Annotated in this window: 21 protein-coding genes and 1 pseudogene; 6 read left to right on the plus strand and 16 right to left on the minus strand. The window is 59.6% G+C overall.

Annotated features, from left to right (window positions below; genetic code table 11):
- Positions 1-374: 374 nt before the first annotated feature.
- From ACEN9A_RS19855 to ACEN9A_RS19870, 4 genes and pseudogenes are all read right to left on the minus strand, one after another.
- Positions 375-587 (minus strand): annotated as a pseudogene (locus ACEN9A_RS19855) (sigma-54-dependent Fis family transcriptional regulator); the annotation flags it as partial.
- An 11-nt stretch (positions 588-598) separates the two neighbouring features.
- Positions 599-1,336 carry an S-methyl-5'-thioinosine phosphorylase gene (locus ACEN9A_RS19860; RefSeq protein WP_007991412.1) on the minus strand — a complete coding sequence of 246 codons (738 nt, stop codon included), beginning with the start codon at positions 1,334-1,336 and terminating at the stop codon, positions 599-601.
- Positions 1,337-1,348: 12 nt separating this feature from the next.
- Positions 1,349-2,359 (minus strand): beta-N-acetylhexosaminidase, encoded by a 1,011-nt coding sequence (gene nagZ / locus ACEN9A_RS19865; protein WP_258670118.1) that lies wholly within the window; start codon positions 2,357-2,359, stop codon positions 1,349-1,351.
- 155 nt (positions 2,360-2,514) lie between these two features.
- Positions 2,515-3,222, minus strand: a complete 708-nt coding sequence (locus tag ACEN9A_RS19870; protein WP_019648307.1) for a TetR/AcrR family transcriptional regulator — start codon at positions 3,220-3,222, stop codon at positions 2,515-2,517.
- 230 nt (positions 3,223-3,452) lie between these two features.
- Here ACEN9A_RS19870 and lexA point away from each other — a divergent pair, with 230 nt between their 5' ends.
- Both lexA and sulA read left to right on the plus strand, forming a co-directional pair.
- Positions 3,453-4,061, plus strand: coding sequence for a transcriptional repressor LexA (gene lexA / locus ACEN9A_RS19875; RefSeq protein WP_007933171.1), 609 nt, complete (start codon positions 3,453-3,455; stop codon positions 4,059-4,061).
- A 10-nt stretch (positions 4,062-4,071) separates the two neighbouring features.
- Positions 4,072-4,545, plus strand: a complete 474-nt coding sequence (gene sulA, locus ACEN9A_RS19880; protein ID WP_007933172.1) for an SOS-induced cell division inhibitor SulA — start codon at positions 4,072-4,074, stop codon at positions 4,543-4,545.
- Positions 4,546-4,639: 94 nt separating this feature from the next.
- Here sulA and ACEN9A_RS19885 read toward each other — a convergent pair whose 3' ends face one another.
- The 7 genes from ACEN9A_RS19885 to ACEN9A_RS19915 all read right to left on the minus strand — a co-directional run bounded on the left by ACEN9A_RS19885 (position 4,640) and on the right by ACEN9A_RS19915 (position 13,063).
- Positions 4,640-4,873 (minus strand): hypothetical protein, encoded by a 234-nt coding sequence (locus tag ACEN9A_RS19885; protein WP_007933173.1) that lies wholly within the window; start codon positions 4,871-4,873, stop codon positions 4,640-4,642.
- A 141-nt stretch (positions 4,874-5,014) separates the two neighbouring features.
- The gene (locus ACEN9A_RS19890; RefSeq protein WP_258670124.1) at positions 5,015-5,539 is read right to left on the minus strand and encodes a DUF6586 family protein; all 525 of its coding nucleotides are present in this window, start codon (positions 5,537-5,539) and stop codon (positions 5,015-5,017) included.
- Between the two features lie 141 nt (positions 5,540-5,680).
- Positions 5,681-8,308, minus strand: a complete 2,628-nt coding sequence (topA, locus tag ACEN9A_RS19895) for a type I DNA topoisomerase (protein WP_019648305.1) — start codon at positions 8,306-8,308, stop codon at positions 5,681-5,683.
- 114 nt (positions 8,309-8,422) lie between these two features.
- Entirely contained in the window at positions 8,423-8,659 is a 237-nt protein-coding gene (locus ACEN9A_RS19900) for a DUF1653 domain-containing protein (protein WP_007933188.1), read from the minus strand.
- Between the two features lie 99 nt (positions 8,660-8,758).
- Positions 8,759-9,934: an acetyl-CoA C-acyltransferase FadA gene (gene fadA / locus ACEN9A_RS19905; protein ID WP_007933190.1), complete on the minus strand. Its 1,176-nt coding sequence runs from the start codon at positions 9,932-9,934 to the stop codon at positions 8,759-8,761.
- A 30-nt stretch (positions 9,935-9,964) separates the two neighbouring features.
- Positions 9,965-12,112: a fatty acid oxidation complex subunit alpha FadB gene (gene fadB, locus ACEN9A_RS19910; RefSeq protein WP_258670126.1), complete on the minus strand. Its 2,148-nt coding sequence runs from the start codon at positions 12,110-12,112 to the stop codon at positions 9,965-9,967.
- Positions 12,113-12,625: 513 nt separating this feature from the next.
- Positions 12,626-13,063 carry a hypothetical protein gene (locus ACEN9A_RS19915; protein WP_258670129.1) on the minus strand — a complete coding sequence of 146 codons (438 nt, stop codon included), beginning with the start codon at positions 13,061-13,063 and terminating at the stop codon, positions 12,626-12,628.
- A gap of 104 nt (positions 13,064-13,167) precedes the next feature.
- Between ACEN9A_RS19915 and ACEN9A_RS19920 the strand changes: the two genes are divergently transcribed.
- Entirely contained in the window at positions 13,168-13,605 is a 438-nt protein-coding gene (locus tag ACEN9A_RS19920) for a universal stress protein (protein ID WP_007933196.1), read from the plus strand.
- Positions 13,606-13,683: 78 nt separating this feature from the next.
- Here the strand turns inward: ACEN9A_RS19920 and ACEN9A_RS19925 are convergent, their stop codons facing one another.
- A complete protein-coding gene (locus ACEN9A_RS19925) occupies positions 13,684-15,606 on the minus strand; it encodes an ATP-binding cassette domain-containing protein (RefSeq protein ID WP_018925314.1) in 1,923 nt (640 codons plus the stop codon).
- 213 nt (positions 15,607-15,819) lie between these two features.
- Between ACEN9A_RS19925 and ACEN9A_RS19930 the strand changes: the two genes are divergently transcribed.
- Positions 15,820-17,748, plus strand: a complete 1,929-nt coding sequence (locus ACEN9A_RS19930) for a transglycosylase SLT domain-containing protein (RefSeq protein WP_258670131.1) — start codon at positions 15,820-15,822, stop codon at positions 17,746-17,748.
- Between the two features lie 171 nt (positions 17,749-17,919).
- Here the strand turns inward: ACEN9A_RS19930 and ACEN9A_RS19935 are convergent, their stop codons facing one another.
- Complete coding sequence (locus ACEN9A_RS19935) at positions 17,920-19,716, minus strand: ABC transporter transmembrane domain-containing protein (RefSeq protein ID WP_258670134.1); 1,797 nt, start codon at positions 19,714-19,716, stop codon at positions 17,920-17,922.
- A gap of 258 nt (positions 19,717-19,974) precedes the next feature.
- Here ACEN9A_RS19935 and ACEN9A_RS19940 point away from each other — a divergent pair, with 258 nt between their 5' ends.
- The gene (locus ACEN9A_RS19940; RefSeq protein ID WP_019648301.1) at positions 19,975-20,154 is read left to right on the plus strand and encodes a PA1571 family protein; all 180 of its coding nucleotides are present in this window, start codon (positions 19,975-19,977) and stop codon (positions 20,152-20,154) included.
- Between the two features lie 186 nt (positions 20,155-20,340).
- Here ACEN9A_RS19940 and pdxB read toward each other — a convergent pair whose 3' ends face one another.
- Entirely contained in the window at positions 20,341-21,483 is a 1,143-nt protein-coding gene (pdxB, locus tag ACEN9A_RS19945) for a 4-phosphoerythronate dehydrogenase PdxB (protein WP_258670137.1), read from the minus strand.
- A gap of 346 nt (positions 21,484-21,829) precedes the next feature.
- Here pdxB and ACEN9A_RS19950 point away from each other — a divergent pair, with 346 nt between their 5' ends.
- A complete protein-coding gene (locus tag ACEN9A_RS19950) occupies positions 21,830-23,239 on the plus strand; it encodes an MATE family efflux transporter (RefSeq protein WP_258670138.1) in 1,410 nt (469 codons plus the stop codon).
- 60 nt (positions 23,240-23,299) lie between these two features.
- Here ACEN9A_RS19950 and tusA read toward each other — a convergent pair whose 3' ends face one another.
- Positions 23,300-23,551, minus strand: a complete 252-nt coding sequence (gene tusA / locus ACEN9A_RS19955; protein ID WP_007907805.1) for a sulfurtransferase TusA — start codon at positions 23,549-23,551, stop codon at positions 23,300-23,302.
- Positions 23,552-23,652: 101 nt separating this feature from the next.
- Complete coding sequence (rlmM, locus tag ACEN9A_RS19960; RefSeq protein WP_258670139.1) at positions 23,653-24,726, minus strand: 23S rRNA (cytidine(2498)-2'-O)-methyltransferase RlmM; 1,074 nt, start codon at positions 24,724-24,726, stop codon at positions 23,653-23,655.
- Between the last annotated feature and the right edge of the window lie 101 nt (positions 24,727-24,827).

Genomic DNA, 24,827 nt, shown 5'->3' on the forward strand with positions numbered 1-24,827 from the left:
CCTCACGCCAGATGGATGCCGGGCAAATGCTCCGTCATTTCACCCTTTAGCCTGAAAATTCTAATCCTCATTAGCGGGTGTCTCAAGGCTGTGACAGGTTGCTCGTCGTCTCATCGGGCTGTCGCGATTTGCGACACCTCCAAGCGAGTCGCCCGCCCCCTCGCATCACTCAAAACCCCGCTGTCACTGAGCTATCAGCCCCTTCCCGACACTTGGCACAGCCATTGCCAAACAGTGAGCAAGCCCCCGTTTTCACGCACAACAAGAGGTCTTGCCATGCCCCTCCCTTATCTGCTTCCCGCCACCTCGGCGTTCATCCAGCGCGCACCGCGCATGCTCATTGGCGGTGACTGGGTCGAGGCCGCCCGACGGCCAGACCATGCCCCTGCGCCAAGGGTGATGTCTTGCAGGCCGCTGCCCTTGAGACGGTCGGCGCGACCTTCGACGGCGAGGATGGTGGCGTCGGAATTGGCGAGGATGATCAGCCCTTCCTTGCCTTGGCGATCGGCCAGATAGTCGATGGCCGGCATCGCCGCATCGATCAACAACCGATTGCTAGCCAGCAGCCCGTCGAGACTGGCGCTCGAGAGTGTCGAGCTTAGCCTTTCAATACCCGCGCCAACGTCGACTTCACTTTGCCCATGCCATCATGCAGTGCCTGTTCAATCTCGGCCATGGTAATGACCGCCGTCGATTTGCCCGCCGCGGGGTTCACCACCAGCGCCAGACAGGCATAGTCCAGTTCCAGTTCACGCGCCAATGCGGCTTCTGGCATACCGGTCATGCCGACGATATCGCAACCGTCACGTTCCAGCCTCGCGATTTCAGCAACTGTTTCCAGACGTGGCCCTTGAGTGCAGGCGTACACGCCATGGCTGCTGTAGCCGACGCCTTCAGCCGCCAACGCCGCGATCAATTGCTGACGCAGGGGTTCGCTGTAGGGATAGCTGAAGTCGATGTGTGTAACGTGTTCCAGGTCATCGGCGAAATAGGTGTGTTCGCGACCGCTGGTGTAATCGATCAATTGATGCGGCACGCAGAAATGCCCGGTGCCCATCGCGGCATGAATCCCGCCCACGGCGTTGACCGCGAGAATCGCTTCGGCACCGGCCTGCTTCAAGGCCCACAGATTGGCGCGGTAGTTCACCTGATGCGGCGGGAAGCGGTGTGGGTGGCCGTGACGTGCGAGAAACAGCACTTCCTTGCCGGCGTACTCACCGATCTGCACCTCGGCTGAAGGCGCACCGTAAGGGGTGTCCACCGCCAATGACTGGCGAATGCTCAGGCCTTCGAGTTGAGTCAGGCCGGTGCCACCGATAATCGCGTAAACCGTCATAACGAAAAGTCCTTAATCAATCAATTGAGCTTCTTTGAGCGCGCCGACGGCCGTCAGCCAGCGCGGGTCTTGACGGTATTCGGTGCTGGCGTACGCCTGCCCACGCATCCGCGCGATACGCGCCGAAGGCTTGACCTTCAACCGCTGGGCGGCACTCAAAGCCAACTCGGCAGCCGCGCGGTCGTTGCACACCAAGCCCATGTCGCAACCGGCGGTCAACGCCGCTTCGATGCGACTGGCGGCATCGCCCACCACGTGTGCACCGGCCATCGACAGGTCGTCACTGAAGATCACGCCATCGAACTGCAGCTCGCCGCGCAGGATGTCCTGCAACCAGCGACGGGAGAAACCGGCAGGCTGGGAATCGACTTGTGGATAAATAACGTGGGCCGGCATGACGGCGGCCAATTGCTTGCTCAATCGCGCGAATGGCACCAGGTCGTTGGCGCGGATTTCGTCAAGGCTGCGTTCGTCGTTGGGAATCGCAACGTGGGAATCGGCCTCGGCCCAGCCATGACCGGGGAAATGCTTGCCGGTGGCAGCCATCCCGGCGCTGTTCATGCCACGGATGAATGCACCGGCGAGCAAGGCTGCGCGCTCGGGATCACCTTCGAACGAACGAGTGCCGACAACGGCACTGCGTTGGTAGTCCAGGTCCAGCACCGGGGCGAAGCTCAGGTCGAGACCGACCGCGAGCACTTCGGTCGCCATGATCCAGCCGCACTGCTCGGCCAGGTATTCGGCATTCGGATTGTCGGCGATGGCGCGCATGGCGGGCAGTCGCACGAAGCCCTGACGCAGCCGTTGAACCCGACCGCCCTCCTGGTCCACCGCCAGCAGCAGATCAGGACGAATGGCGCGGATCGCGGCGCTCAACTCGCGTACCTGACGCGGGTGTTCGATGTTGCGGGCAAAAATGATCAGGCCGCCCACTTCGGGCTGGCGCAACAATTGGCGATCTTCAGACGTCAGCCAGGTACCGGCGACGTCCACCATCAACGAGCCTTGCAGGCCAGCAGTCATAGAAGTTCCTTGATTACGATAAACCCGGCTCGCACGAATTCGCCGCCATGGGCTGAGCCCGGCAGGTCGGCGATATCAATGAGGGGGTTCAAAACGAGAGTCGGCATGGGCGGCTAGCTTAGCGGATGTCAGCTGCCGCGCCCACCCGTGTGCGGTTAAACCTTGGCGGCCACCGGGGTCGATTTGCTGCGTGGACGCAACTGTGCGGTAGCCATGGCGGTGTCGGTGACGCCGGTTTCGGCACGCATGCCCGCAGCCAGGAATGGCACCATCAGACGCATCACTTGCTCGATGGAAGTGTTGACGCCGAAATCGGTCTCGGCAATCGCGCGCAAGGCCTTGATCCCCGACATGCTGAACGCCGCGGCACCGAGCATGAAGTGCACGCGCCAGAACAGTTCAATCGGTGGAATGCGTGGCGCGGCTTCGTTGACCAGCAGCATGTAGCGGCGGAAAACCTTGCCGTACATATCTTCCAGATAACGACGCAAGTGCCCTTGGCTCTGACTGAAAGCCAGCCCCAGCAAACGCATGAAGATGGACAGGTCGTTGCCGCTGCGTGGTTGCACCACCAGGGCTTGCTCGACGAGGATCTCCAGCAATTCTTCGAGGGTCGGTTTGTTCTCGGGTTTGGCCTGACGGCGCTCCAGCTCTTTATCGAGACTGAGGCAGAACGGCCCGAGAAAACGCGAGAAGACCGCTTGAATCAGCGCCTTCTTCGATCCGAAGTGATAGTTCACCGCCGCCAGATTGACACCGGCCTTGCTGGTGATCAGACGCAACGAGGTTTCAGCGAAACCTTTTTCCGCGAACAATTGCTCGGCAGCATCGAGAATGCGTTCAACGGTTTCCGACTGGGCCATGGCTACTCCGCCTGACAAACACTTGTTTGAAACATACGTTTCAGCCCAGGCCTTGTCAAGTCTGGCGGGTTCGTTTTGGGAATGGTCGGTCAGCTATTTAACCATACAACACTGGCGCTTCAATCGGCGAGCTGAATGACCGTCCAGCGGCCGGCAAAAAAAGGGGCATTGCCAAGACCGGTTCACTGTATATAATCCCAGTCACTGTATAAAAAGACAGAGCGATCAATATGCTAAAGCTGACGCCACGCCAAGCAGAGATTCTGGCCTTCATCAAACGCTGCCTCGAAGACAACGGCTACCCGCCGACCCGCGCGGAAATCGCTCAGGAACTGGGCTTCAAGTCGCCCAACGCGGCGGAAGAACACCTCAAGGCACTGGCCCGCAAGGGCGCGATCGAGATGACCCCGGGCGCCTCCCGCGGCATTCGCATCCCCGGCTTCGAAGCCAAGGCCGACGAATCTACCCTGCCGATCATCGGCCGAGTGGCAGCGGGCGCTCCGATCCTCGCCCAGCAGCACATCGAAGAATCCTGCAACATCAACCCTTCGTTCTTCCACCCTCGCGCTGACTATCTGTTGCGGGTCCATGGCATGAGCATGAAGGACGTCGGCATTTTCGACGGAGACCTGCTGGCCGTCCATACCACCCGCGAAGCCCGTAACGGTCAGATCGTGGTGGCGCGGATTGGCGATGAAGTGACCGTCAAGCGCTTCAAGCGCGACGGCAGCAAAGTCTGGCTGATTGCCGAAAACCCTGAATTCGCCCCTATCGAAGTCAACCTGAAAGATCAGGAACTGGTGATCGAAGGCTTGAGCGTCGGCGTGATTCGCCGCTAAAGGAGGCTTTATGCAGTTCCCACACACTTCACAGCAAGCCCAACTCCCGTTGTTCGAGGCGTTCATGGCGCAGCCGCTGGCGCCGATCCTGAAAGACGTGGTCGAGTCGCCCTGGAGCGCCGAGCCCGAAGTCTTCAGCGAGCTGTCATTGCGTGGCGCGGCCGGGAACTGCCTGAACCTTCTGGCACCCATCCTCAGGGAACTGAGTCAGGACCAGGACGCTCGCTGGCTGACTCTGATCGCCCCGCCCGCCAGCCTGACCCAAGCCTGGCTGCGAGACGCCGGCCTGAACCGTGAACGCATTCTGCTGCTGCAACCACGCGGCACGCAGAGCGCTCAACAGCTGACCTGTGAAGCTTTGCGACTTGGCCGCAGCCATACGGTCGTCAGCTGGCTAAACCCGTTGAGCACATCGTCGCGGCAACAGCTGATCAGTGCCGCCCGTACCGGGGATGCGCAAAGTCTGAATATTCGGCTGGGTTAACTGACAAAACAGTGTTTGCACTGAACAGCGCGGGGCTTCTCCAAGGATAGAGAAGCCGGTCTGTAGAGGTATCCGCAAAATCCGACGGGCGGGATCAATGAAGAACCCGTGGCCCCTCTTCCTTATCAAATTCGCCTTCAACCAGGCGTCCTGCCATCTGAACACCGACGCTCAACATCGCCTTGGCGACTTCCACGTGCTGGCCTTGCAGGAAAGCCTTGGCATCCTCGGAGAAATCCAAAGTAACCAGGGAACCCTCGTCCTCGGCCCTACGCAGCTCGATTCGGCCGTCTGGTAACTCGACAATTTCTAGAAAGGACGTTGGCATAAAGGACTGTTCTCCACGAAAGGCAGGGATTATATAGGCATCGGCCAAGCTTCGCTCGGGATCTTGACCAGATGCCATCACGAAGAGAAATTTCTGACATCATGCTTCTTTGAGCGGGCCATTCGCCAAGCACTCAATCCTTCAGCACTCGTTCAGCCCTTCGCGAAACCGGATCGCCAGGCTTTTCAGACTCTGGCGCCAGCTCTCCAGTTCTTCCCGGCTCAGCTCTTCAGGCGCCTCTTCTTCGTCCAGATTGACCGCCAGAATGAGCGGTTGCGTCACATCACCCTTGGGTTTGTGCGGCGCACGAGGCGGCTGAAACAGTGCGGCATAAGCCGACAGCAGTTTGGCCAGCCAGGTTTCAGGGTTTTGCGCCAACTCGACCATCTCGGCCATTTCCGGAATAGCGATGGTTTCGAGCACTTCGCGGGTCAGCAGCATCTCTGCCCGCGGCGCATTGGCCTGAGGCAAGCGATAGAAACCGGCGATTTCATGGCACAGCCCCAACAGCGCTCCGTACAGGTGAAACAACGCCGATTCGCGCCCGGCCTGAATCAGTGCCAGGGAGTTCATCGCCCGCCCCTCTTCAGCCTTGGCGAGCGCTTCCAGCGAAAGGCCGGCGAAATAAATCTTCTGGTTGGTACGGGTATAGAGTTCGTGGGCCATGACGGCAGCCTCCACAACGAAATAATTGCTTCACGCAGGTCTGACAGTGTCGTGGATCACCCAAGCTCACCGCAAGCCCAAAACAAAAAGGCCGCATGAAAACCCGAGGGTTGTCATGCGGCCTTTTATGTACAGCGGCTTTTAAGCCTTGGCTGCTGGACGCTTGTCTTCAACCGTCCACTTGCCGCCATCGTAATACGCTTTCCAACCAGTCGGCTTACCGTCGACTTCTGTCTGCACGTATTGCTCTTTGGTCTTGCGGCTATAACGGATCACTGCTGGCAGACCGTCAGGATCTTTCTTCGGCGCTTCGCAGAGGAAGTGGTACTTCGGATCGATCTCATCCTTGTGCGGCACGATCTCGACGACCAATGGCGCACGGGTCTCGCGGTTTTTCGGGAACTGGCTGGCCGCCAGGAACAGGCCGGAAGCACCGTCACGCAGGATGTAGGTGTCGTTGACCTTTTCGCATTTGAGCTCAGGCATCTTCACCGGATCCATCTTCGGCGGCGCCGCATCACCGCTCTTCAGCAGCTTGCGGGTGTTCTTGCAGGTTGCGTTGGTGCAACCGAAGAATTTGCCGAAACGGCCGGTCTTGAGCTGCATCTCGCTGCCGCACTTGTCGCATTCCAGGCTCGGACCTTCGTAGCCCTTGATGCGGTAAGTGCCCTCTTCGATCTCGTAGCCTGCGCAATCCGGGTTATTACCGCAGATGTGCAGCTTGCGCTTCTCGTCGAGCAGGTAAGCGTCCATCGCCGTGCTGCAGATCGGGCAACGGTGCTTGCCGCGCAGAACCAGCGACTCCGACTCGCCCTCGTCGTCCGCAGCGATTTCGTCGCCCGGCACTAGGTTGACGGTGGCCTTGCAGCGCTCTTTCGGCGGCAGGCTGTAACCCGAGCAACCGAGGAACACGCCGGTCGATGCAGTACGAATCTGCATCGGACGACCGCACACCACACAAGGAATATCAGTCATTACCGGCTGGTTGGCGCGCATACCGCCTTCGGCGCTTTCGGCCACTTCGAGCTTCTTCTTGAAGTCGCCATAGAACTCGTCGAGCACGTTTTTCCAGTCGCGCTCGCCCTGGGCCACGTCATCGAGATTCTCTTCCATGCCGGCGGTGAAGCCGTAGTCCATGAGATTGGAGAAGCTCTCGGCCAGACGCTCGGTGACGATGTCGCCCATCTTTTCCGAATAGAAACGACGGTTGTGCAGCGCCACGTAGCCGCGGTCCTGGATGGTCGAAATGATCGCCGCGTAGGTCGAAGGACGACCGATGCCGCGTTTTTCCATTTCCTTTACCAGGCTCGCTTCCGAGTAACGCGCCGGCGGCTTGGTGAAGTGCTGGGTCGGATCAAGCTTGATCAGCTTCATCGCATCGCCCTGAGCCATGTCCGGCAGCACGTCGTCATCGCCAGGCTTGGTGATTTGCGGCATGACGCGGGTGTAACCGTCGAACTTCAGGATGCGGCCCTTGGCCCGCAACTCGAAGTCACCGGCACCGACGGTGACCGTGGTCGACAGGTATTGGGCCGGCAGCATCTGGCAGGCGAGGAACTGGCGCCAGATCAGCTCGTAAAGCCGCTCGGCATCACGCTCCATGCCCGACAGCTTGCTTGGCTCGGTATTGGCGTCGGACGGACGAATCGCCTCGTGAGCCTCTTGTGCGCCTTCCTTGCTGCTGTAGACGTTCGGGGTTTCCGGCAGGTACTTCTTGCCGAATTCGCCTTCAATATAAGTACGCGCCATCGTCACGGCATCGGCCGAGAGGTTGGTGGAGTCGGTACGCATATAAGTGATGTAGCCGGCTTCGTACAGACGCTGGGCCATCATCATGGTTTTCTTCACACCGAAGCCCAGGCGGTTGCTCGCGGCCTGCTGCAGGGTGGAGGTGATGAACGGTGCCGACGGCTTGCTGCTGGTCGGTTTGTCTTCGCGCTTGACGATACTGTAGCTGGAAGCCTTGAGCTTCTCCAGCGCGGCCATGGCCTGGGCTTCGTTGAGCGGCTTGAAGGCTTCGCCTTTCTCGCGAGCCACGTCGAAGCGCACAGTCGCGCCCTTGGCGGTGCCGAGGTCAGCGTGAACTTCCCAGTACTCTTCCGGGTTGAACGCGCGGATTTCACGCTCACGCTCAACCACCAGCTTCACGGCAACCGATTGCACGCGACCGGCGGACAGGCCACGGGCGACCTTGGCCCACAGCAGCGGCGAAACCATGTAACCCACCACGCGGTCGAGGAAGCGACGCGCCTGCTGGGCGTTTACGCGATCGATGTCCAGCTCGCCCGGTTGGGAGAAAGCTTCCTGGATCGCTTTTTTGGTGATTTCGTTGAACACCACGCGCTTGTAGCGGCTGTCGTCACCACCGATGGCTTCGCGCAGGTGCCAGGCAATGGCTTCCCCCTCGCGATCCAAGTCGGTTGCGAGATAGATGGTGTCAGCATCTTTGGCGAGCCGGCGCAGCTCTTCGATAACCTTTTCCTTGCCCGGGAGGATCTCGTACTTGGCTTTCCAGCCATGATCGGGATCGACACCCATGCGCGAGACCAGCTGCTTGCGCGCTTTCTCTTTCGGCGTGAGCACCGGACCTTCGCCTGCGGCGGCCTTGCCACGCTTGGCGGCAGGCTCTTTGCTGGCGCTAGCCGAACCGCTGGTGGGCAGGTCTCGGATATGGCCGATACTCGACTTCACCACGTATTGGTTACCCAGATACTTGTTGATGGTCTTGGCCTTAGCCGGGGATTCCACAATGACCAGCGATTTGCCCATGGATCAGAAAATTCCTGAATTCTAGAAGTGAAAGGCGGTTGGCGCCTGACGCGGCACCGCTATATATAGTGGCTACAAGGTGAGGTCAAGCGCAGGGTTCTGCGCGCACTCCCCTTATGGCTGCGGAAAAATGCTCGGTTCGGCTTGCACCAAAGCAAAGCGTGGCACCTGTTCGCCGTCAACCTCGACCGACTCCAGGAACATGCTCAAGGGGCGCACCCAAAAGCCGTAATCGCCATACAGGGCTTGGTAGAAGACCACTTCTTCTTCGGTCTCCGAATGCCGCGCAACACTGAATACGCGGTACTGCGGACCTTTGTAATGTTGGTAGAGCCCAGGTTGTATCGGCATGCTTTGGCCCTCACTCAAATTTTTTCAAAATAAAAACAAAAATAAATCCGGAAAAACAAAAACCGGGGCACTTGGCCCCGGCTTCCATCGACGAAACGCTTAAACGCGTTCGAAGACGGTGGAGATACCTTGGCCGAGACCAATGCACATGGTGGCCACCCCGAAGGTGCCGCCATTCTGCTTCATCACGTTCAGCAAGGTGCCCGAAATACGTGCACCGGAGCAACCGAACGGGTGACCCAGGGCGATCGCGCCGCCGTGCAGGTTAACCTTCTCGTTCATCTTGTCGAGCACTTTCAAATCTTTCAGCACTGGCAGGGCCTGTGCAGCGAAAGCTTCGTTGAGCTCGAAGAAGTCGATATCGTTGATGCCAAGGCCCGCGCGCTTCAATGCTTTCTGCGTTGCCGGTACTGGACCATAGCCCATGATCGCCGGGTCCACACCTGCCACTGCCATCGAGCGAATCACCGCCAGCGGCTGGATGCCCAGGTCCTGGGCACGCTGTGCCGACATCACGATCATGCACGAAGCACCATCGGTGATCTGCGACGAAGTACCAGCGGTCACGGTGCCGCCCTTCGGATTAAACGCTGGTTTCAGAGCCGCCAGGCTTTCCAGGGTGGTTTCCGGACGAATGGTTTCGTCGTAGTCGAACAGTTTCAGGAAACCGTTCTCGTCGTAGCCCTGCATCGGGATGATTTCGTCCTTGAACTTGCCTTCCACGGTCGCCTTGTGGGCGAGTTGGTGGGAGCGCACGCCAAAGGCGTCCTGCTGTTCGCGAGTAATGCCGTGCATTTTACCGAGCATTTCTGCAGTCAGGCCCATCATGCCCGAGGCTTTCGCCGCGTACAGGGACATGTGCGGGTTCGGATCGACACCGTGCATCATGCTCACATGACCCATATGCTCGACGCCGCCAACGACGAACACGTCACCGTTGCCGGTCATGATTGCTTGTGCGGCAGTGTGCAGCGCACTCATCGAGGAGCCACACAGACGGCTGACGGTCTGGCCGGCCGAGGTGTGCGGGATCTGAGTCATCAGGGACGCCATGCGGGCGATGTTCCAGCCCTGCTCCAGGGTCTGGTTCACGCAGCCCCAGATCACGTCTTCGACTTCGCTCGGGTCGACCTTGACGTTGCGTTCCAGCAATTTGCTGATCAGGTGTGCCGACATGTCTTCGGCGCGGGTGTTGCGGTGCATGCCGCCCTTGGAGCGGCCCATCGGCGTACGACCGAAGTCGACAATCACGACGTCTCTAGGATTCAAGCTCATATACTTTCACTCTCGCTCTAGTGTGGGCGCTTAACCGAAGAAGCTCTGACCGTTCTTGGCCATTGCACGCAGCTTCGCGGTCGGGTGGTACAGCGCGCCCAAATCAGCGTACTGGTCAGCCAGGGCAACGAACTCTGCAACACCGATCGAATCGATGTAGCGCAGCGCACCGCCACGGAATGGAGGGAAACCAATACCGTAGACCAGACCCATGTCGGCTTCGGCGGCGGTTTCGACGATGCCGTCTTCCAGGCAGCGCACGGTTTCCAGGCACAGCGGGATCATCATCCAGTTGATGATGTCTTCGTCAGTGACTTCAAGCTGTTGGAAAACGATCGGCTTGAGCACTTCCAGCACCGACGGATCGGCGACTTTCTTCTGCTTGCCGCGCTTGTCGGTCTCGTAGGCGTAGAAGCCCTTGCCATTTTTCTGGCCCAGGCGCTTGGCTTCATAGAGCACGTCGACGGCCGAACGGCGATCGTCCTTCATGCGATCCGGGAAGCCTTCAGCCATGACGTCACGACCGTGGTGGCCGGTGTCGATGCCGACCACGTCCATCAGGTATGCCGGGCCCATTGGCCAGCCGAATTTTTCCATGACCTTGTCGATACGGACGAAGTCCACGCCGGCGCTGACCAGCTTGGCGAAACCGCCGAAGTACGGGAACAGCACGCGGTTGACCAGGAAGCCCGGGCAGTCGTTGACGACGATCGGGTTCTTGCCCATTTTCTTGGCGTAGGCAACGGTGGTGGCAACGGCCACTTCGCTGGACTTCTCGCCACGGATCACTTCAACCAGCGGCATCATGTGCACCGGGTTGAAGAAGTGCATGCCGACGAAGTTTTCCGGACGCTTGAGGGCTTTGGCCAGCAAGGTGATGGAAATAGTCGAGGTGTTGGACGCGAGGATGGTGTCCTCTTTGACCTTGTCTTCGACTTCGGCCAGAACGGCTTGCTTGACCTTCGGGTTCTCGACCACGGCTTCGACGACCAGATCGACGTGACCGAAATCGCCGTAGGACAGGGTCGGACGAATACCGTTGAGCACTTCGGCCATCTTCGCCGGGGTCATGCGACCTTTATCAACGCGACCAACCAGCAGCTTGGCGGCTTCAGCCAGACCTTGCTCGATACCATGCTCGTTGATGTCCTTCATCAGGATCGGCGTGCCTTTGGAGGCCGACTGATAAGCGATACCGCCACCCATGATGCCGGCGCCCAATACGGCGGCCTGCTTCACTTCCTTAGCGATTTCGTCGTAGGCCTTGGCCTTTTTCTTAAGCTCCTGATCGTTCAGGAACAGACCGATCAAGCTCTGCGCGGCAGAGGTCTTGGCCAGTTTGACGAAACCGGCGGCTTCAACTTCCAGGGCCTTGTCGCGACCGAAGTTCGCGGCTTTCTGGATGGTCTTGATCGCTTCGACCGGCGCCGGGTAGTTCGGGCCCGCCTGGCCGGCCACGAAACCTTTGGCGGTTTCGAACGACATCATTTGTTCGATGGCGTTGAGCTTGAGCTTTTCGAGCTTCGGCTGACGCTTGGCTTTGTAGTCAAACGTGCCGGAGATGGCGCCCTTGATCAGGTTCAGCGCCGCTTCGTGCAACTTCTGCGAGTCGACCACCGCGTCGACGGCACCGACTTTCAGTGCGTCTTCAGCGCGGTTTTCCTTACCGGCGGCAATCCACTCGATGGCGTTGTCGGCACCGATGATGCGCGGCAGGCGCACGGTACCGCCGAAGCCTGGGTAGATGCCCAGCTTGACTTCCGGCAGACCGATTTTGGCGGTGCTGGCCATGACGCGGAAATCCGCTGCCAGGCACATTTCCAGACCGCCACCCAGTGCGATGCCATTGATCGCGGCAACAGTCGGGACGTTGAGGTCTTCGAAATCGCTGAAAATCTTGTTGGCTTCGAGGTTGCCAGCAACAAGCTCGGCATCCGGCAGCTTGAAGTTGTCGACGAATTCGGTGATGTCGGCGCCGACGATGAATACGTCCTTGCCACTGCTGACGATCACACCCTTGATCGAAGCATCTGCCTTGATGGTGTCTACAGCCTGACGCAGTTCGTTCAGGGTAAGACGGTTGAACTTGTTGACGGACTCACCCTTGAGGTCGAACTTCAGTTCGACGATGCCACTTTCAAGAGCCTTAACCGTGATGGCTTTACCTTCGTAAATCATCAACTGATCTCCACGATATGGAAGCTGAACAGTACACGTCGGACGCAGGCGGCTGGCTCGGCAGGGACGTTTATCGTCAATGCTAACGCCAACTCACCCGGCACACCCGCCAACGCGATAGTCGGGATTCTGTAGGAGCAGTCTGTAATACAAACGCTCAATTCATACGCCCGTTTGATTTGGGTGTGTCACCTTCACGGAATTTCCGGCAATTGTCAATCGCCCAAAATACTGGTTGAAACGCGACTTTCCGGTCACTTCCGTACCACGAAGCCCTGCAACACGCGGATGCATGTGAGGCCATTCATAGAATCAATAGTTAGAAAAGTCGCCCTAATTCGCGGCAACCTGTGTTTAACAGGCTACGCTGGCGGGACCCTGAAGAAAAAATTGAACGCTTTTGACGAATGCCAAGCGTAAGATCTGTGCCACAAAGAATTACCGGCCTGCCTGGCCAACCCCAGCCCGATGATGATGTCGGGCTTTTTATTGCCTTCCGCAGCAGATCGGGGTTCAGGCGAGTGCCTTGAGCGTAGCGTCGATCTGTTGCAGAACCTCGGCTTCGCCCTTCTCGCCCCAATACAGGGCAATCATTTGCTTGTCTGCCTCGACCTTGTAGACGTTGGCAGGCAATTTTTCGAAATGATTCAGCAGCACTCCATCCTCGCAGACTTCCTGCCACTGATTGACCCACACACCCGGCGTCTTCTGCCAATAGCTCCAGCACGCCGGCTGAGTGCCACGGCGCGGTCGGTGGTACTGGGCGCAAGGGCTTGGCGGCTCCTGGCTCAGCCAGTGCGGCCACTCTTGGGGCGCCAATTGCATGGCAAGGCCGATGCGCCGCGCCTCCATGCGCAGGGCCATGCGACCGCTCTGGACACGAGACGGTCGCAACCAGGCCAGCGGGCTCAGCACCACCAGCAGGATTGACACCACTATCCAGACCGTCATATCTGTACTCCCGATTCTTGATGAGCCCATTGGGTCACGTTGAAACCAATGCGCTTGAAACCAGCCATACTTACCAATATTGCAATCCTCAGGAGGAGCACCTCATGCCCTACCACCATATTCTGGTCGCTGTAGATCTAACCGAAGAGTGCGATCCTGTAATCCACCGCGCCCGCGAACTTTCGGTGAGCAATGGCGCAAAGCTGTCCCTGGTGCATATCGTCGAGCCGATGGCCATGGCCTTTGGCGGCGACGTGCCGATGGACCTTTCCCAGTTGCAACAGCAACAGTTCGATCAGGCCAAGGAGCGCCTTGAGCGGTTGATCCTGAAATACCCGGAGCTCTCCAAGGAATACAGCCACCTGACCTACGGCCAGCCGCGACAGGAGATTCACCATCTCGCCAAGGAGCAAACGTGCGACCTGATCGTGGTGGGCAGTCATGGCCGGCATGGCCTGGCACTGTTGCTCGGCTCCACTGCCAATGACGTGCTGCACGGCGCGCCTTGCGATGTACTTGCCGTGCGCCTGCAAAAAAGCTGACAACAAGCAACAATTAAACCGTTACGAAAAGCCCGGCATTCACACGAGTGAAGCCGGGCTTTTTTATAGCCGGATCAATCAGGCATCCAGTTCGGCCCAGCGCTCGACCATCACGTCGAGTTCAGCCTGCAACTGCTCAAGCTGAGCGATCACTGCAGCCGTCTCGGCAGGAGGACGCTGGTAGAAGCCGGCGTCCGCCATCTGCGCTTCAACCACCGCGATCTGCTGCTCCATGGCTTCGATCTGGCCAGGCAAGGCTTCCAGCTCACGCTGCAACTTGTAGCTGAGTTTCTTTTTCGCCACCGGCGCTGGCGTTTCCACTGCAGCAACCGGCGCAGGTTCGGCCGTCACGACAGCCGAGTTCAGGTCGGCCTTGCCGGACTTGCTCTCGGTCACGCCCAGCAGGCGCGGCGAGCCGCCCTGACGCAGCCAGTCCTGATAACCACCGACGTACTCGCGAACCTTGCCTTCACCTTCGAAGACCAGGGTGCTGGTGACCACGTTGTCGAGGAATGCCCGGTCGTGGCTGACCATCAGCACAGTGCCGTTGAAGGTCAGCAAGACCTCTTCCAGCAGTTCGAGGGTTTCCACGTCGAGGTCGTTGGTCGGTTCGTCGAGCACCAGCAGGTTCGCCGGCTTGCTGAACAGTTTCGCCAGCAGCAGACGCGCTCGCTCACCACCGGACAGCGCCTTGACCGGCGTGCGGGCACGCTGCGGGCTGAACAGGAAGTCGCCAAGGTAGCTCAGCACGTGACGGCTCTGGCCATCGATATCGATGAAGTCGCGACCTTCAGCGACGTTGTCAATCACGGTCTTTTCCAGATCCAACTGATGGCGCAACTGGTCGAAATAGGCCACGTCGATGCGCGTCCCCTCTTCCACTGTGCCGCTGGTCGGTTGCAGACCGTTGAGCATCAGCTTCAACAGCGTGGTCTTGCCGGTACCGTTGGCGCCGAGCAGACCGATGCGGTCGCCGCGCTGCAGGACCATCGAGAAATCCTTGATCAGGAACGGGCCGCCCGGGTGCGCGAAGCTCACGTTCTCGAGCACCATCACCTGCTTGCCGGACTTGTCGGCGGTATCGAGCTGAATGTTGGCCTTGCCGGTACGCTCACGACGCTCGCTACGCTCGACGCGCAGGGCTTTCAGTGCACGGACACGGCCTTCGTTACGGGTGCGACGCGCCTTGATGCCCTGGCGGATCCAGACTTCTTCCTGGGCCAGTTTTTTGTCGAACAGCGCGTTGGCGGTTTCTTCAGCGGCCAGCGTGGCCTCTTTGTGCACGAGGAAGCTGGCGTAATCGCCGTTCCAGTCGATCAAGCCACCGCGATCCAGTTCCAGGATACGGGTTGCAAGGTTCTGCAGGAATGAACGGTCGTGCGTGATGAACAGCACGGCGCCCTGGAAATCCTTCAGCGCTTCTTCAAGCCAGGCAATGGCACCGATATCCAGGTGGTTGGTCGGTTCGTCGAGCAGCAGCAGGTCCGGTTCGGAAACCAGCGCCTGAGCCAGCAGGACGCGACGACGCCAGCCGCCGGACAATTCGGCGAGGGTCTTGTCGGCAGGCAACTGCAGACGGCTCAAGGTGCTGTCGACCAGTTGCTGCAAGCGCCAGCCATCGCGGGCTTCGAGGTCGTGCTGGACGTGCATCAGCTTGTCCAGATCGGCGTCGGTGACGATGTTCTGGCTCAGGTGATGATATTCGGCAAGCAACGCGCCAACGCCGTCGAGGCCTTCGGCAACCACGTCGAACACAGTCCGCTCGTCGGCTACCGGCAATTCTTGCGGCAATTCGCCAATCTTGAGGCCGGGCGCGCGCCAAACGGAGCCATCGTCAGGCTTCTGGTCGCCCTTGACGAGCTTCATCATGCTGGACTTGCCAGTGCCGTTGCGGCCGATGATGCACACCCGCTCACCACGGGCGATCTGCCAGGACACCTTGTCCAACAACGGCATAGCGCCGAAAGCAAGGGACACATCGCTGAATTTGAGCAGGGTCATGAGCTTCTCCAAAAACCGGGCGCGCATTCTACCTGACTTGAGGCTACAGAAGGCCGGCAATTTCAATGTCGAAGCACTCTGCACAACAATTGTTGCGAACTTGTGCCGACAGCTCGGCAAAGCTTTCGCCCGTTGCTGGCAAAAGGCTAAGCTACAGACAATTCAGTGCCGCTCCTGCTGGCACTTGTCATGATTTCTCTGCCCGGACGTCTCATGCGCAGTCGCCTTTTCAGTCTTTTTTCGTGTTTGCTTCTTACAGCCGCTGCCGTTCAATCCGCCCAGGCGGTAGACCTGTCTACCCAACGCCAGTATTACGACGAAGCCAAGCGTGCCTTGGCCAAGGGCGATTCCGGCCCTTATTTCCGTTATAGCCAGGCGCTCAGCGATTATCCGCTGACCCCCTACCTGGCTTATGACGAACTGACCGCGCGGCTGAAAACCGCGAGCAATGCCGAAATCGAGAACTTCCTCGCCGAACACGGTGACCTGCCGCAAGCCAACTGGATGAAATTGCGCTGGCTGCGCTGGCTGGCCGAACGCGGCGATTGGGCGACCTTCGTCAAATATTATGACCCCAAGCTCAATTTCACCGAACTGGACTGCCTGAACGCGCAGTATCTGATCAGCCATAACCGTAAGGCCGAAGGCTACGCCAGCGCCGACAAGCTCTGGTTGAGCGGCAAAACCCGGCCCGAGGCATGCGATGCAGCGTTCGGCATGTGGGCCGCCGATGGTCAACTGACTGAACAGAAACGCTGGGAACGCACCAAGCTCGCCGCCCAGGCCAGCAACTACCCGCTGGCCAACAGCCTGATCAATGGCCTGACGACCCTCGCCCCGCGCGGTCGCCTGCTGGTGGATGTGGCGCAGAAACCCGAACTGCTGAATCAGCCGTCGCGCTTTATCCCGGCCGATGAGCCGATGTCCGATATCGTCAGCCTTGGCCTGCGCCGCCTGGCCCGTCAGGATCCGGACAGGGCTATGGCCCTGCTCGACGGTTACGCCAGCACCATGCACTTCTCCCGTGATGAAAAAGTCGCGATCGCCCGGGAAATCGGGCTGACCCTCGCTCGACGTTTCGACAGCCGCGCGCTGGACGTGATGACCAAATACGACCCGGAACTGCGGGACAACACCGTTTCCGAATGGCGCTTGCGCCTGCTGTTGCGTCTGGCCCGCTGGGACGATGCCTATCAGTTGACTCGCCGCCTGCCTCAGGACCTGGCCACCACCAACCGCTGGCGTTACTGGCAGGCTCGCACCCTGGAACTGGCGCAGCCACAGAATCCGCAAGCACAAACGCTTTACAAGGGCTTGGCTCGCGAACGCGACTTCTACGGTTTCCTGGCAGCCGATCGCTCGCAGTCTCCCTATTCGCTGATCAACAAACCGCTGGTGCTCAGCCAGGCGCTGATCAACAAGGTGCGCAATACCCCAGGTGTGCGCCGCGCGCTGGAGTTCCATGCCCGCGGGCAGATCGTCGATGGCCGACGCGAGTGGTACCACGTCAGCCAGCATTTCAGTCGTGACGAAATGGTCGCCCAGGCGAAACTGGCCTATGACCTGAAATGGTATTTCCCGGCAATCCGCACCATCAGTAAGGCGCAGTACTGGGACGACCTGGACATCCGCTTCCCGATGGCTCACCGCGATACCCTGGTGCGTGAAGCCAAGGTCCGTGGCCTGCACTCGAGCTGGGTGTTCGCGATCACTCGTCAGGAAAGCGCCTTCATGGACGACGCCCGCTCCGGCGTCGGCGCCAGCGGCCTGATGCAACTGATGCCCGGCACCGCCAAGGAAACCGCGCGCAAGTTCAGCATTCCCCTGGCCTCGCCGCAGCAAGTGCTCGATCCGGACAAGAATATCCAACTCGGCGCCGCTTATCTGAGCCAGGTCCATAGCCAGTTCAACGGCAACCGCGTGCTCGCCTCCGCTGCCTACAACGCCGGCCCCGGCCGCGTGCGTCAATGGCTGCGCGGCGCCGACCACCTGAGCTTCGATGTGTGGGTGGAAAGCATCCCGTTCGACGAAACCCGCCAGTACGTGCAGAACGTGCTGTCGTATTCGGTGATCTACGGCCAGAAGCTCAATTCACCGCAGCCGCTGGTGGATTGGCATGAACGTTACTTTGACGATCAATAAAATGCCGATTACGTAAGAGCTGCGTAGGAGCTACGTAGGAGCTGGTAGGAGCTGTCGAGTGAAACGAGGCTGCGATCCTTTGATCTTGCTTTAAAAAAAATGCCCACATCAATCGATGCGGGCATTTTTTGTTGTGGTCTCAAAGCAAGATCAAAAGATCGCAGCCTCGTTTCACTCGGCAGCTCCTACGATTGAAGTTTCAACCTTGCCATCGTTGAACTGCAACGCAGCCAATCGCGCATACAACGCATTGCTCGCAATCAACTCCTGATGCGTCCCCACCGCCACCAGTTTCCCTTGGTCCATCACCGCGATTCGGTCAGCGTTTTTCACTGTCGCCAGTCGATGGGCGATGACCAGTGTGGTGCGGTTTTTCATCAGGCTGGGCAGGGCTTGCTGGATCAGATGCTCGCTCTGGGCGTCGAGGGCGCTGGTGGCTTCGTCGAGCAGCAGGATCGGCGCGTCCACCAACAGTGCCCGGGCGATGGCCAAGCGCTGGCGTTGACCGCCGGACAAACCGAGACCCGCGTCGCCGAGGTGGGTCTGGTAGCCGTTGGGCATTTGCTCGATGAAGTCGTGGGCGTAGGCAATTTTCGCGGCTTCCTGGACCTGGGCCAAAGTCGCCGTCGGGTGGCCGTAGCGAATGTTCTCTTCGATGCTGCCGAAGAACAGCGCCGGGGTTTGCGAGACGAGGGCGAAGCAGCGACGCAGGTCCAGAGGGTCGAGTTGGGTCAGCGGCACACCGTCCAGCAGGATGCGTCCTTCAGCGGGGTCGTAAAAGCGCAGCAGCAGGTCATACACCGTCGATTTGCCGGCACCTGACGGCCCGACCAGGGCGAGGGTTTCGCCGGCGTTGATCGTCAGACTCAAACCATCGACGGCATAGCTCTCAGGACGCGACGGGTAGGAAAAGCGCACATCTTGCAGCACCAGATCGCCCTTCACCCGTTCAGGCAAGGTCACCAGCCCATGGGTCGGTGGCTGGATGATGTTTTCCGAACGCAACAGCTCGGCAATCCGTTCCGCCGCTCCTGCTGCTCGCTGCAGTTCGCCGATCACTTCACTCAGTGTGCCGAAGGCGCCACCGACGATCAGGCTGTAAAAGACGAACGCTGCCAACTCACCCGCGGAAATCCGCCCGGCGATGACGTCCATGCCGCCGACCCAGAGCATCACCCCGACCGCGCCCAACACCAGCAGGATCACCAGGGTAATCAACCAGGCCCGCTGGAAAATGCGTTTGCGGGCAGTATTGAAAGCCTCTTCCACGGTCGCGGCAAAACGCTGCTCGTCCTGCACCTGATGGTTGTAGGCCTGCACGGTTTTGATCTGACTCAGGGTTTCGGAAACATAACTGCCAATGTCGGCAATCCGGTCCTGGCTCTGTCGCGACAGGGTGCGCACCCGGCGGCCAAAAATCAGGATCGGTGCGACCACCAGCGGCAATGCGATCACCACGATGCTGGTGAGTTTGGGGTTGGTGATAAACAGCAAGACAATCCCGCCGATTACCATCAGCCCGTTGCGCAGGAACAGCGACAGCGAAGAACCGATCACCGATTGCAGCAGCGTGGTGTCGGCAGTCAGTCGTGACTGGATCTCGGAGCTGCGGTTGTCTTCATAAAAACCCGGATGCAGATAGACCAGGTGGTTGAACACCCGACGACGGATGTCCGCGACAACGCGCTCGCCGATCCACGACACCAGGTAAAAGCGCACAAAGGTGCCGATCGCCAGACCGATCACCAGCAACATGAACAGGCCGATGGATTGATTGAGCAAATGCGTCGACTGGGTCATGAAGCCCTGATCCACCAACAGGCGAATCCCCTGCCCCATGGACAAGGTGATGCCGGCAGTGACAATCAACGCCAGCAAGGCGCCGAAGGCCGGCCAACGGTAAGGCGAGATGAAACGGCTGGCCAGGCGAATGGCGCGGCGGTGACGGGCAGAGAGCATGAAGATCATCCGAAGGCTTAACCCATTGCTTTGACCCGATCAAGCCTACACTGCTCAATCGGATTGAACGCTGTAAATCACAATGAGTCGGGTTAATTATGACCGCCTAGACTAGTAGCTAGAGATTATTGGTCTAAAGTCCGGGTGGAAACATCAGGGTATTTCTGATGGACTGAAGATGCCGACCTGAAAGATCGCAGGGAATTGTCACAGCCCGGTCACCTGGCGGTTTTACAGTAAGCGCACAACCTGATGAGGAGACAGGCCATGTCCTTGCAAAACAGCAGCGATGACAAGATTCAAGTGATCCGCACACAGCCAGACCAGTCTCTGGGTTGCTCGATTATCGATGAGGAAGGACGCGAAGTACCGATCACTGAAAGCATGATCCAGGACGCTTGTCGCGAACTGGAAAAGCGATTGGTCAAGCCTGCCGAACAAAAGTGATATAGCCACCGTCTTCTTGACCCGGCCCTGTTGGCCGGGTTTTTTATGGGTGCCTGTTTCGCGTAGCTTGTGTAGGAGCTGCCGAAGGCTGCGATCTTTTGATCCTGGCTTTTGATTTCCGAGGATTACAAGCAAGATCAAAAGATCGCAGCCTTCGGCAGCTCCTACAGGGGTCCGGTCAGTTTGCTAGGCCGAGGTTGCGCCCAAGGCCGCCACGATCTGCTGCAACGCCGGCGAATCCCCGTCAATCCGCACTTTCAATCCATCGATCTCACGCCGCAGCGGGTAATGCTTGCGCAGCGCATCGAACGCCGCACGCTGTTCACTCACATTGCCTACAAGGCTGCGACGGAAATCCGCGTCATCACGGCGCGGGTCGTACACGCCACGGCACAACATCGCCAGCGCCCAGGCCGGATCGGTATCAGCATTCAACGTAACAGCCGACAGCCATGGCGCTGGCAGCAAATCGTTCAGGCTGACCTGTTCCGGTTGCCCAAGAAATTTGCAAAACGCCTGATAGATCTGCGCCGTCCCGCGCTGTTTGCCGTCGAGGCTGTAGCCGGCAATGTGCGGCGTCGCGATGACACACAACTCCGCCAGCGCTACATCGACTTCAGGCTCAGCCTCCCAGACATCCAGCACCGCTTGCAGATCTTCACGCTGCAACAGCACCTGACGCAGGGCGGCGTTGTCGATCACCGGGCCACGACTTGCGTTGATCAGCCAGGTGCCGGGTTTGAGTTGGTTCAAACGGTTTTTATCGAACAGATGCCAGGTTGCCTGAGGGCCCTGTTTGTCCAGCGGCGTGTGCAGGCTGACGACATCGCATTGCTCGATGATCTGCTCGAGACTGACGTAATCGCCCCCTTCAGCGGCTTGCCGTGGCGGATCGCAAACCAGCACGTTCCAACCCAGGCCTTGCAGAACCTTGACCAGCCGCCCGCCCACCTCGCCAGCGCCGACCACGCCGTAAGTGCGCTGAGCCAGGTCGACTCCTTCGATTTCGGCCAGGGTCAGCAGACTGCCCAGCACGTAATCGACCACACCCCGGGCATTGCAGCCTGGCGCGCTGGACCAGGTGATGCCGGCCTGCTGAAAGTAGTCCAGGTCCAAATGATCGGTGCCGATGGTGCACGTGCCAACAAAGCGCACGTTGCTGCCTTCGAGCAATGCACGGTTGACGTTGGTCACCGAGCGCACCAGCAGCACATCGGCCTGCTCGACAGTGGCGCGGTCGATGGAACGTCCCGGCACTCGGCGGATTTCACCGAAACCTTCGAAGAAGGCATCGAGCAGCGGGATATTTTCGTCGGCAACAATCAACATGGCAGGCTCCTTTGGCGGACCGGCAGTTTAGGCGCAGATGACCGTCATGGGCCAGCGGGCATTGCGCAGCTCGAAGTGATGAGACAGCACCGCCCCTGTGGCGAGGGGGCTTGCCCCCGTTGGGCTGCGAAGCGCCCCCTTGAAGCTGCGCGTGCAACTACAGACACACCAGGTGCAATGGATTGGCGACTGCTTCGCAGCCGAACGGGGGCAAGCCCCCTCGCCACAGAGAATGTCGCAACGTTCGAAACCATTTACAAATCGGTAACACAGGATTTTTCCTGACCATTGCGTCAAGGCGTAGAATGCGCCGCCTCGCGCATCAAAATCCTTTGGACGTTTCGCCTTGAATTCCGTGACTGATCACACCGCCGCTATTTCCCTCAACCGCCCGGCCCGGGTTCGCCTGGAGCTGAAAAACCTGCTCGGCCTGGCGTTGCCGATCATGATCGCGCAACTGGCGACCACCGCCATGGGCTTCGTCGATGCGGTGATGGCGGGACGGGTCGGGCCTCGCGATCTTGCGGCCGTCGCGTTAGGCAACTCGATCTGGGTGCCGGTGTTTCTGTTGATGACCGGTACGCTGCTGGCCACCACCCCGAAAGTCGCCCAGCGCTTCGGTGCCGGCACTCACAGCGAGATTGGCCCGATCGTGCGTCAGGCCTTGTGGCTGGCGCTGGTGGTGGGTTTGATGGCGACCGGCCTGCTGTTCAGCGCCGAACCGATCCTGCATATCATGAAGGTCGATCCCGAGCTGATCGGCCCGTGCATGCAGTACCTGCACGGCATCGCCAGCGGCCTGCCCGCCGTCGCGTTCTATCACGTATTGCGCTGTTTCAGTGATGGCCTGGGTCGCACGCGTCCGGCCATGGTCCTTGGCTTGTGCGGGCTGACGCTGAACATTCCGCTCAATTACATCTTCATCTATGGTCACTTTGGTGTGTCGGCGATGGGTGGTGTCGGCTGCGGCTGGGCCACGGCAATCGTGATGTGGGTGATGGCGCTGGGGATGGCCGGCTGGGAACGGTGGGCGCCGGCCTATCAGTCGAGCCAGTTGTTCAGCCGTTTCGACTGGCCCCAGTGGGCGGTGATCAAACGCTTGCTGGGCATCGGCCTGCCGATCGGCATCGCCGTTTTCGCCGAGTCGAGCATCTTTGCCGTGATCGCCCTGCTGATCGGCAGCCTCGGCGCCACGGTGGTCGCCGGGCACCAGATCGCCCTGAATTTCAGTTCACTGGTGTTCATGATCCCCTACTCCCTGGGCATGGCCGTGACCGTGCGGGTCGGCCAGGCACTGGGCCGTGAAGAACCACGCGAAGCACGCTTCGCCGCCGGAGTCGGCATGGGCACGGCACTGGCTTATGCGTGTATTTCCGCAAGCATGATGCTGTTGCTGCGTGAACCCATCGCCGCGATCTACACCGCCGACCCGACGGTGATTCACGTGGCCGCGATGCTGATTGTGTACTCGGCGCTGTTCCAGTTTTCCGATGCGATCCAGGTGACGGCGGCCGGTGCACTGCGCGGCTATCAAGACACGCGAGTGACGATGATCCTGACGCTGTTCGCTTATTGGGGCATCGGTTTGCCGGTGGGTTACGCCTTGGGCCTGACCGATTGGTTCGGTGCGCCGAGCGGCCCGAGCGGGCTGTGGCAGGGCTTGATCGTCGGCTTGAGTTGCGCGGCGCTGATGCTGTCGATCCGCCTGGCGCGCAGCGCACGCAAGCGGATCCGCATTAGCCGTTCGGCCGGTTAAGCGAGCGCAAAAAAGGGCCTGGCTATGCAGCTGGCTATGCAGGCCCTTTTTTTGTGCCCGTTAAGCGAGTTTCTTGCGGATCCAGTACAGGTAGGTGCCTGCCTCTTCGTGCTGCGCCACCAACTCGTGGTCAAGGAACACGCAGAACTTGGGAATGTCGCGACGGGTCGACGGGTCAGTGGCGATCACCTTCAGCAGGCCGCCGGGCACCAGATCACGGATGTGCTGGTGCAGCATCATCACCGGTTCCGGGCAATTGAGGCCGGTGGCGTCGAGGGTGCCGTCAACCGGCGTATCGATCATTTCACTCATGGTTTACTCCTGAAACTTGCCGGCATTGTCGCGCATTGCCGGGTATGTGGCGAGGGAGCTTGCTCCCTCGCCACACAAGTCCGCACATTAATTCGGGTGTATCAGCGGGATTTCGGTTTTTTCACGTCAAGCCGGCGCAAATGGCAGGTCACTTCTTCACGGTCGTGATACAGCTGCTTGCAGCCGATTTCAACCCGAATGCCCCGCGCCTTGAACCCATCGGCAATACGCTCCAGCAAGCGCTTCACTTCGGCATAACGCTGTTTCATCGGCAGCTTGAGGTTGACCACCGCTTCCCGGCAATGCCCCTCGCCAATCCATTCTTCCAGCATCGCCGCGTTGCGCGCCGGCTTCTCGACGATGTCACAGACCATCCAGTCCACCGGCTGCTTGGGCTTGAAGGTGAAACCGTCGGCCATCAAGTGCTGCACCAGACCGGTATCCATCAGGCTTTCGGCCATCGGGCCGTTGTCGATGGCGGTCACCAGCATGCCGCGATTGACCAGTTGCCAGGTCCAGCCGCCAGGGGCGGCGCCGAGGTCGACACCGGTCATGTCGCTGTGCAGACGCTCATCCCACTGGTCGCGGGGAATGAAGTGATGCCAGGCCTCTTCCAGCTTCAACGTCGAACGGCTCGGCGCTTCACGGGGGAACTTCAGGCGTGGAATGCCCATCGGCCACATCGCCGAGTTGTTCGACTCCGCCAACCCCATGAACACTTCGCGGCCGCTCTTGAAGGTCAGCAACAGCCGTGGCTTGTTGGCGTCTTCCACCAGTTTGCCGGCCGCCATCAGCGCCTTGCGCAGGTGCACTTCGAATTTCTTGCAGAAGTTCGACAGCTCTTTGCCATCGTTGGTGTCGACCATCTCCAGCCACAGGCTGCCGCACAGCGGGAAGTCCGCCATGTGCGCGAGGATCACGCTGATGCGGTCGGTTTCCGGCAGATCAATAAAGATCCCGCGGGCCCACTGGCGCGGGAAGATCAGGTCGGCGAAACGCTGGCCACGCATCAGGCGCTCGGCACCGTCTTCTTCGGTGCAGATGAATTCGGCATAGGCGCTGGCGGTCTTGGCCTTCGCATAACCGGCCACGTTCAGCCGCGCGGCATGTTCGGAAATCTCGGAACAGACTTCGCCTTCGAAGCCCGGCCGGCAATGCATAAAGAGGGTGTTCATTCTTACTCCTGGGCAGTTGGCGGAAAAATTGCGCCACTGCGCGATGCCCAGACTTGCGTTGAAGCAAAGCCTGTCACGAAAACCGGCGCATGATAGCCGAG

This window comes from Pseudomonas sp. Pseusp18 (genome assembly GCF_059506005.1).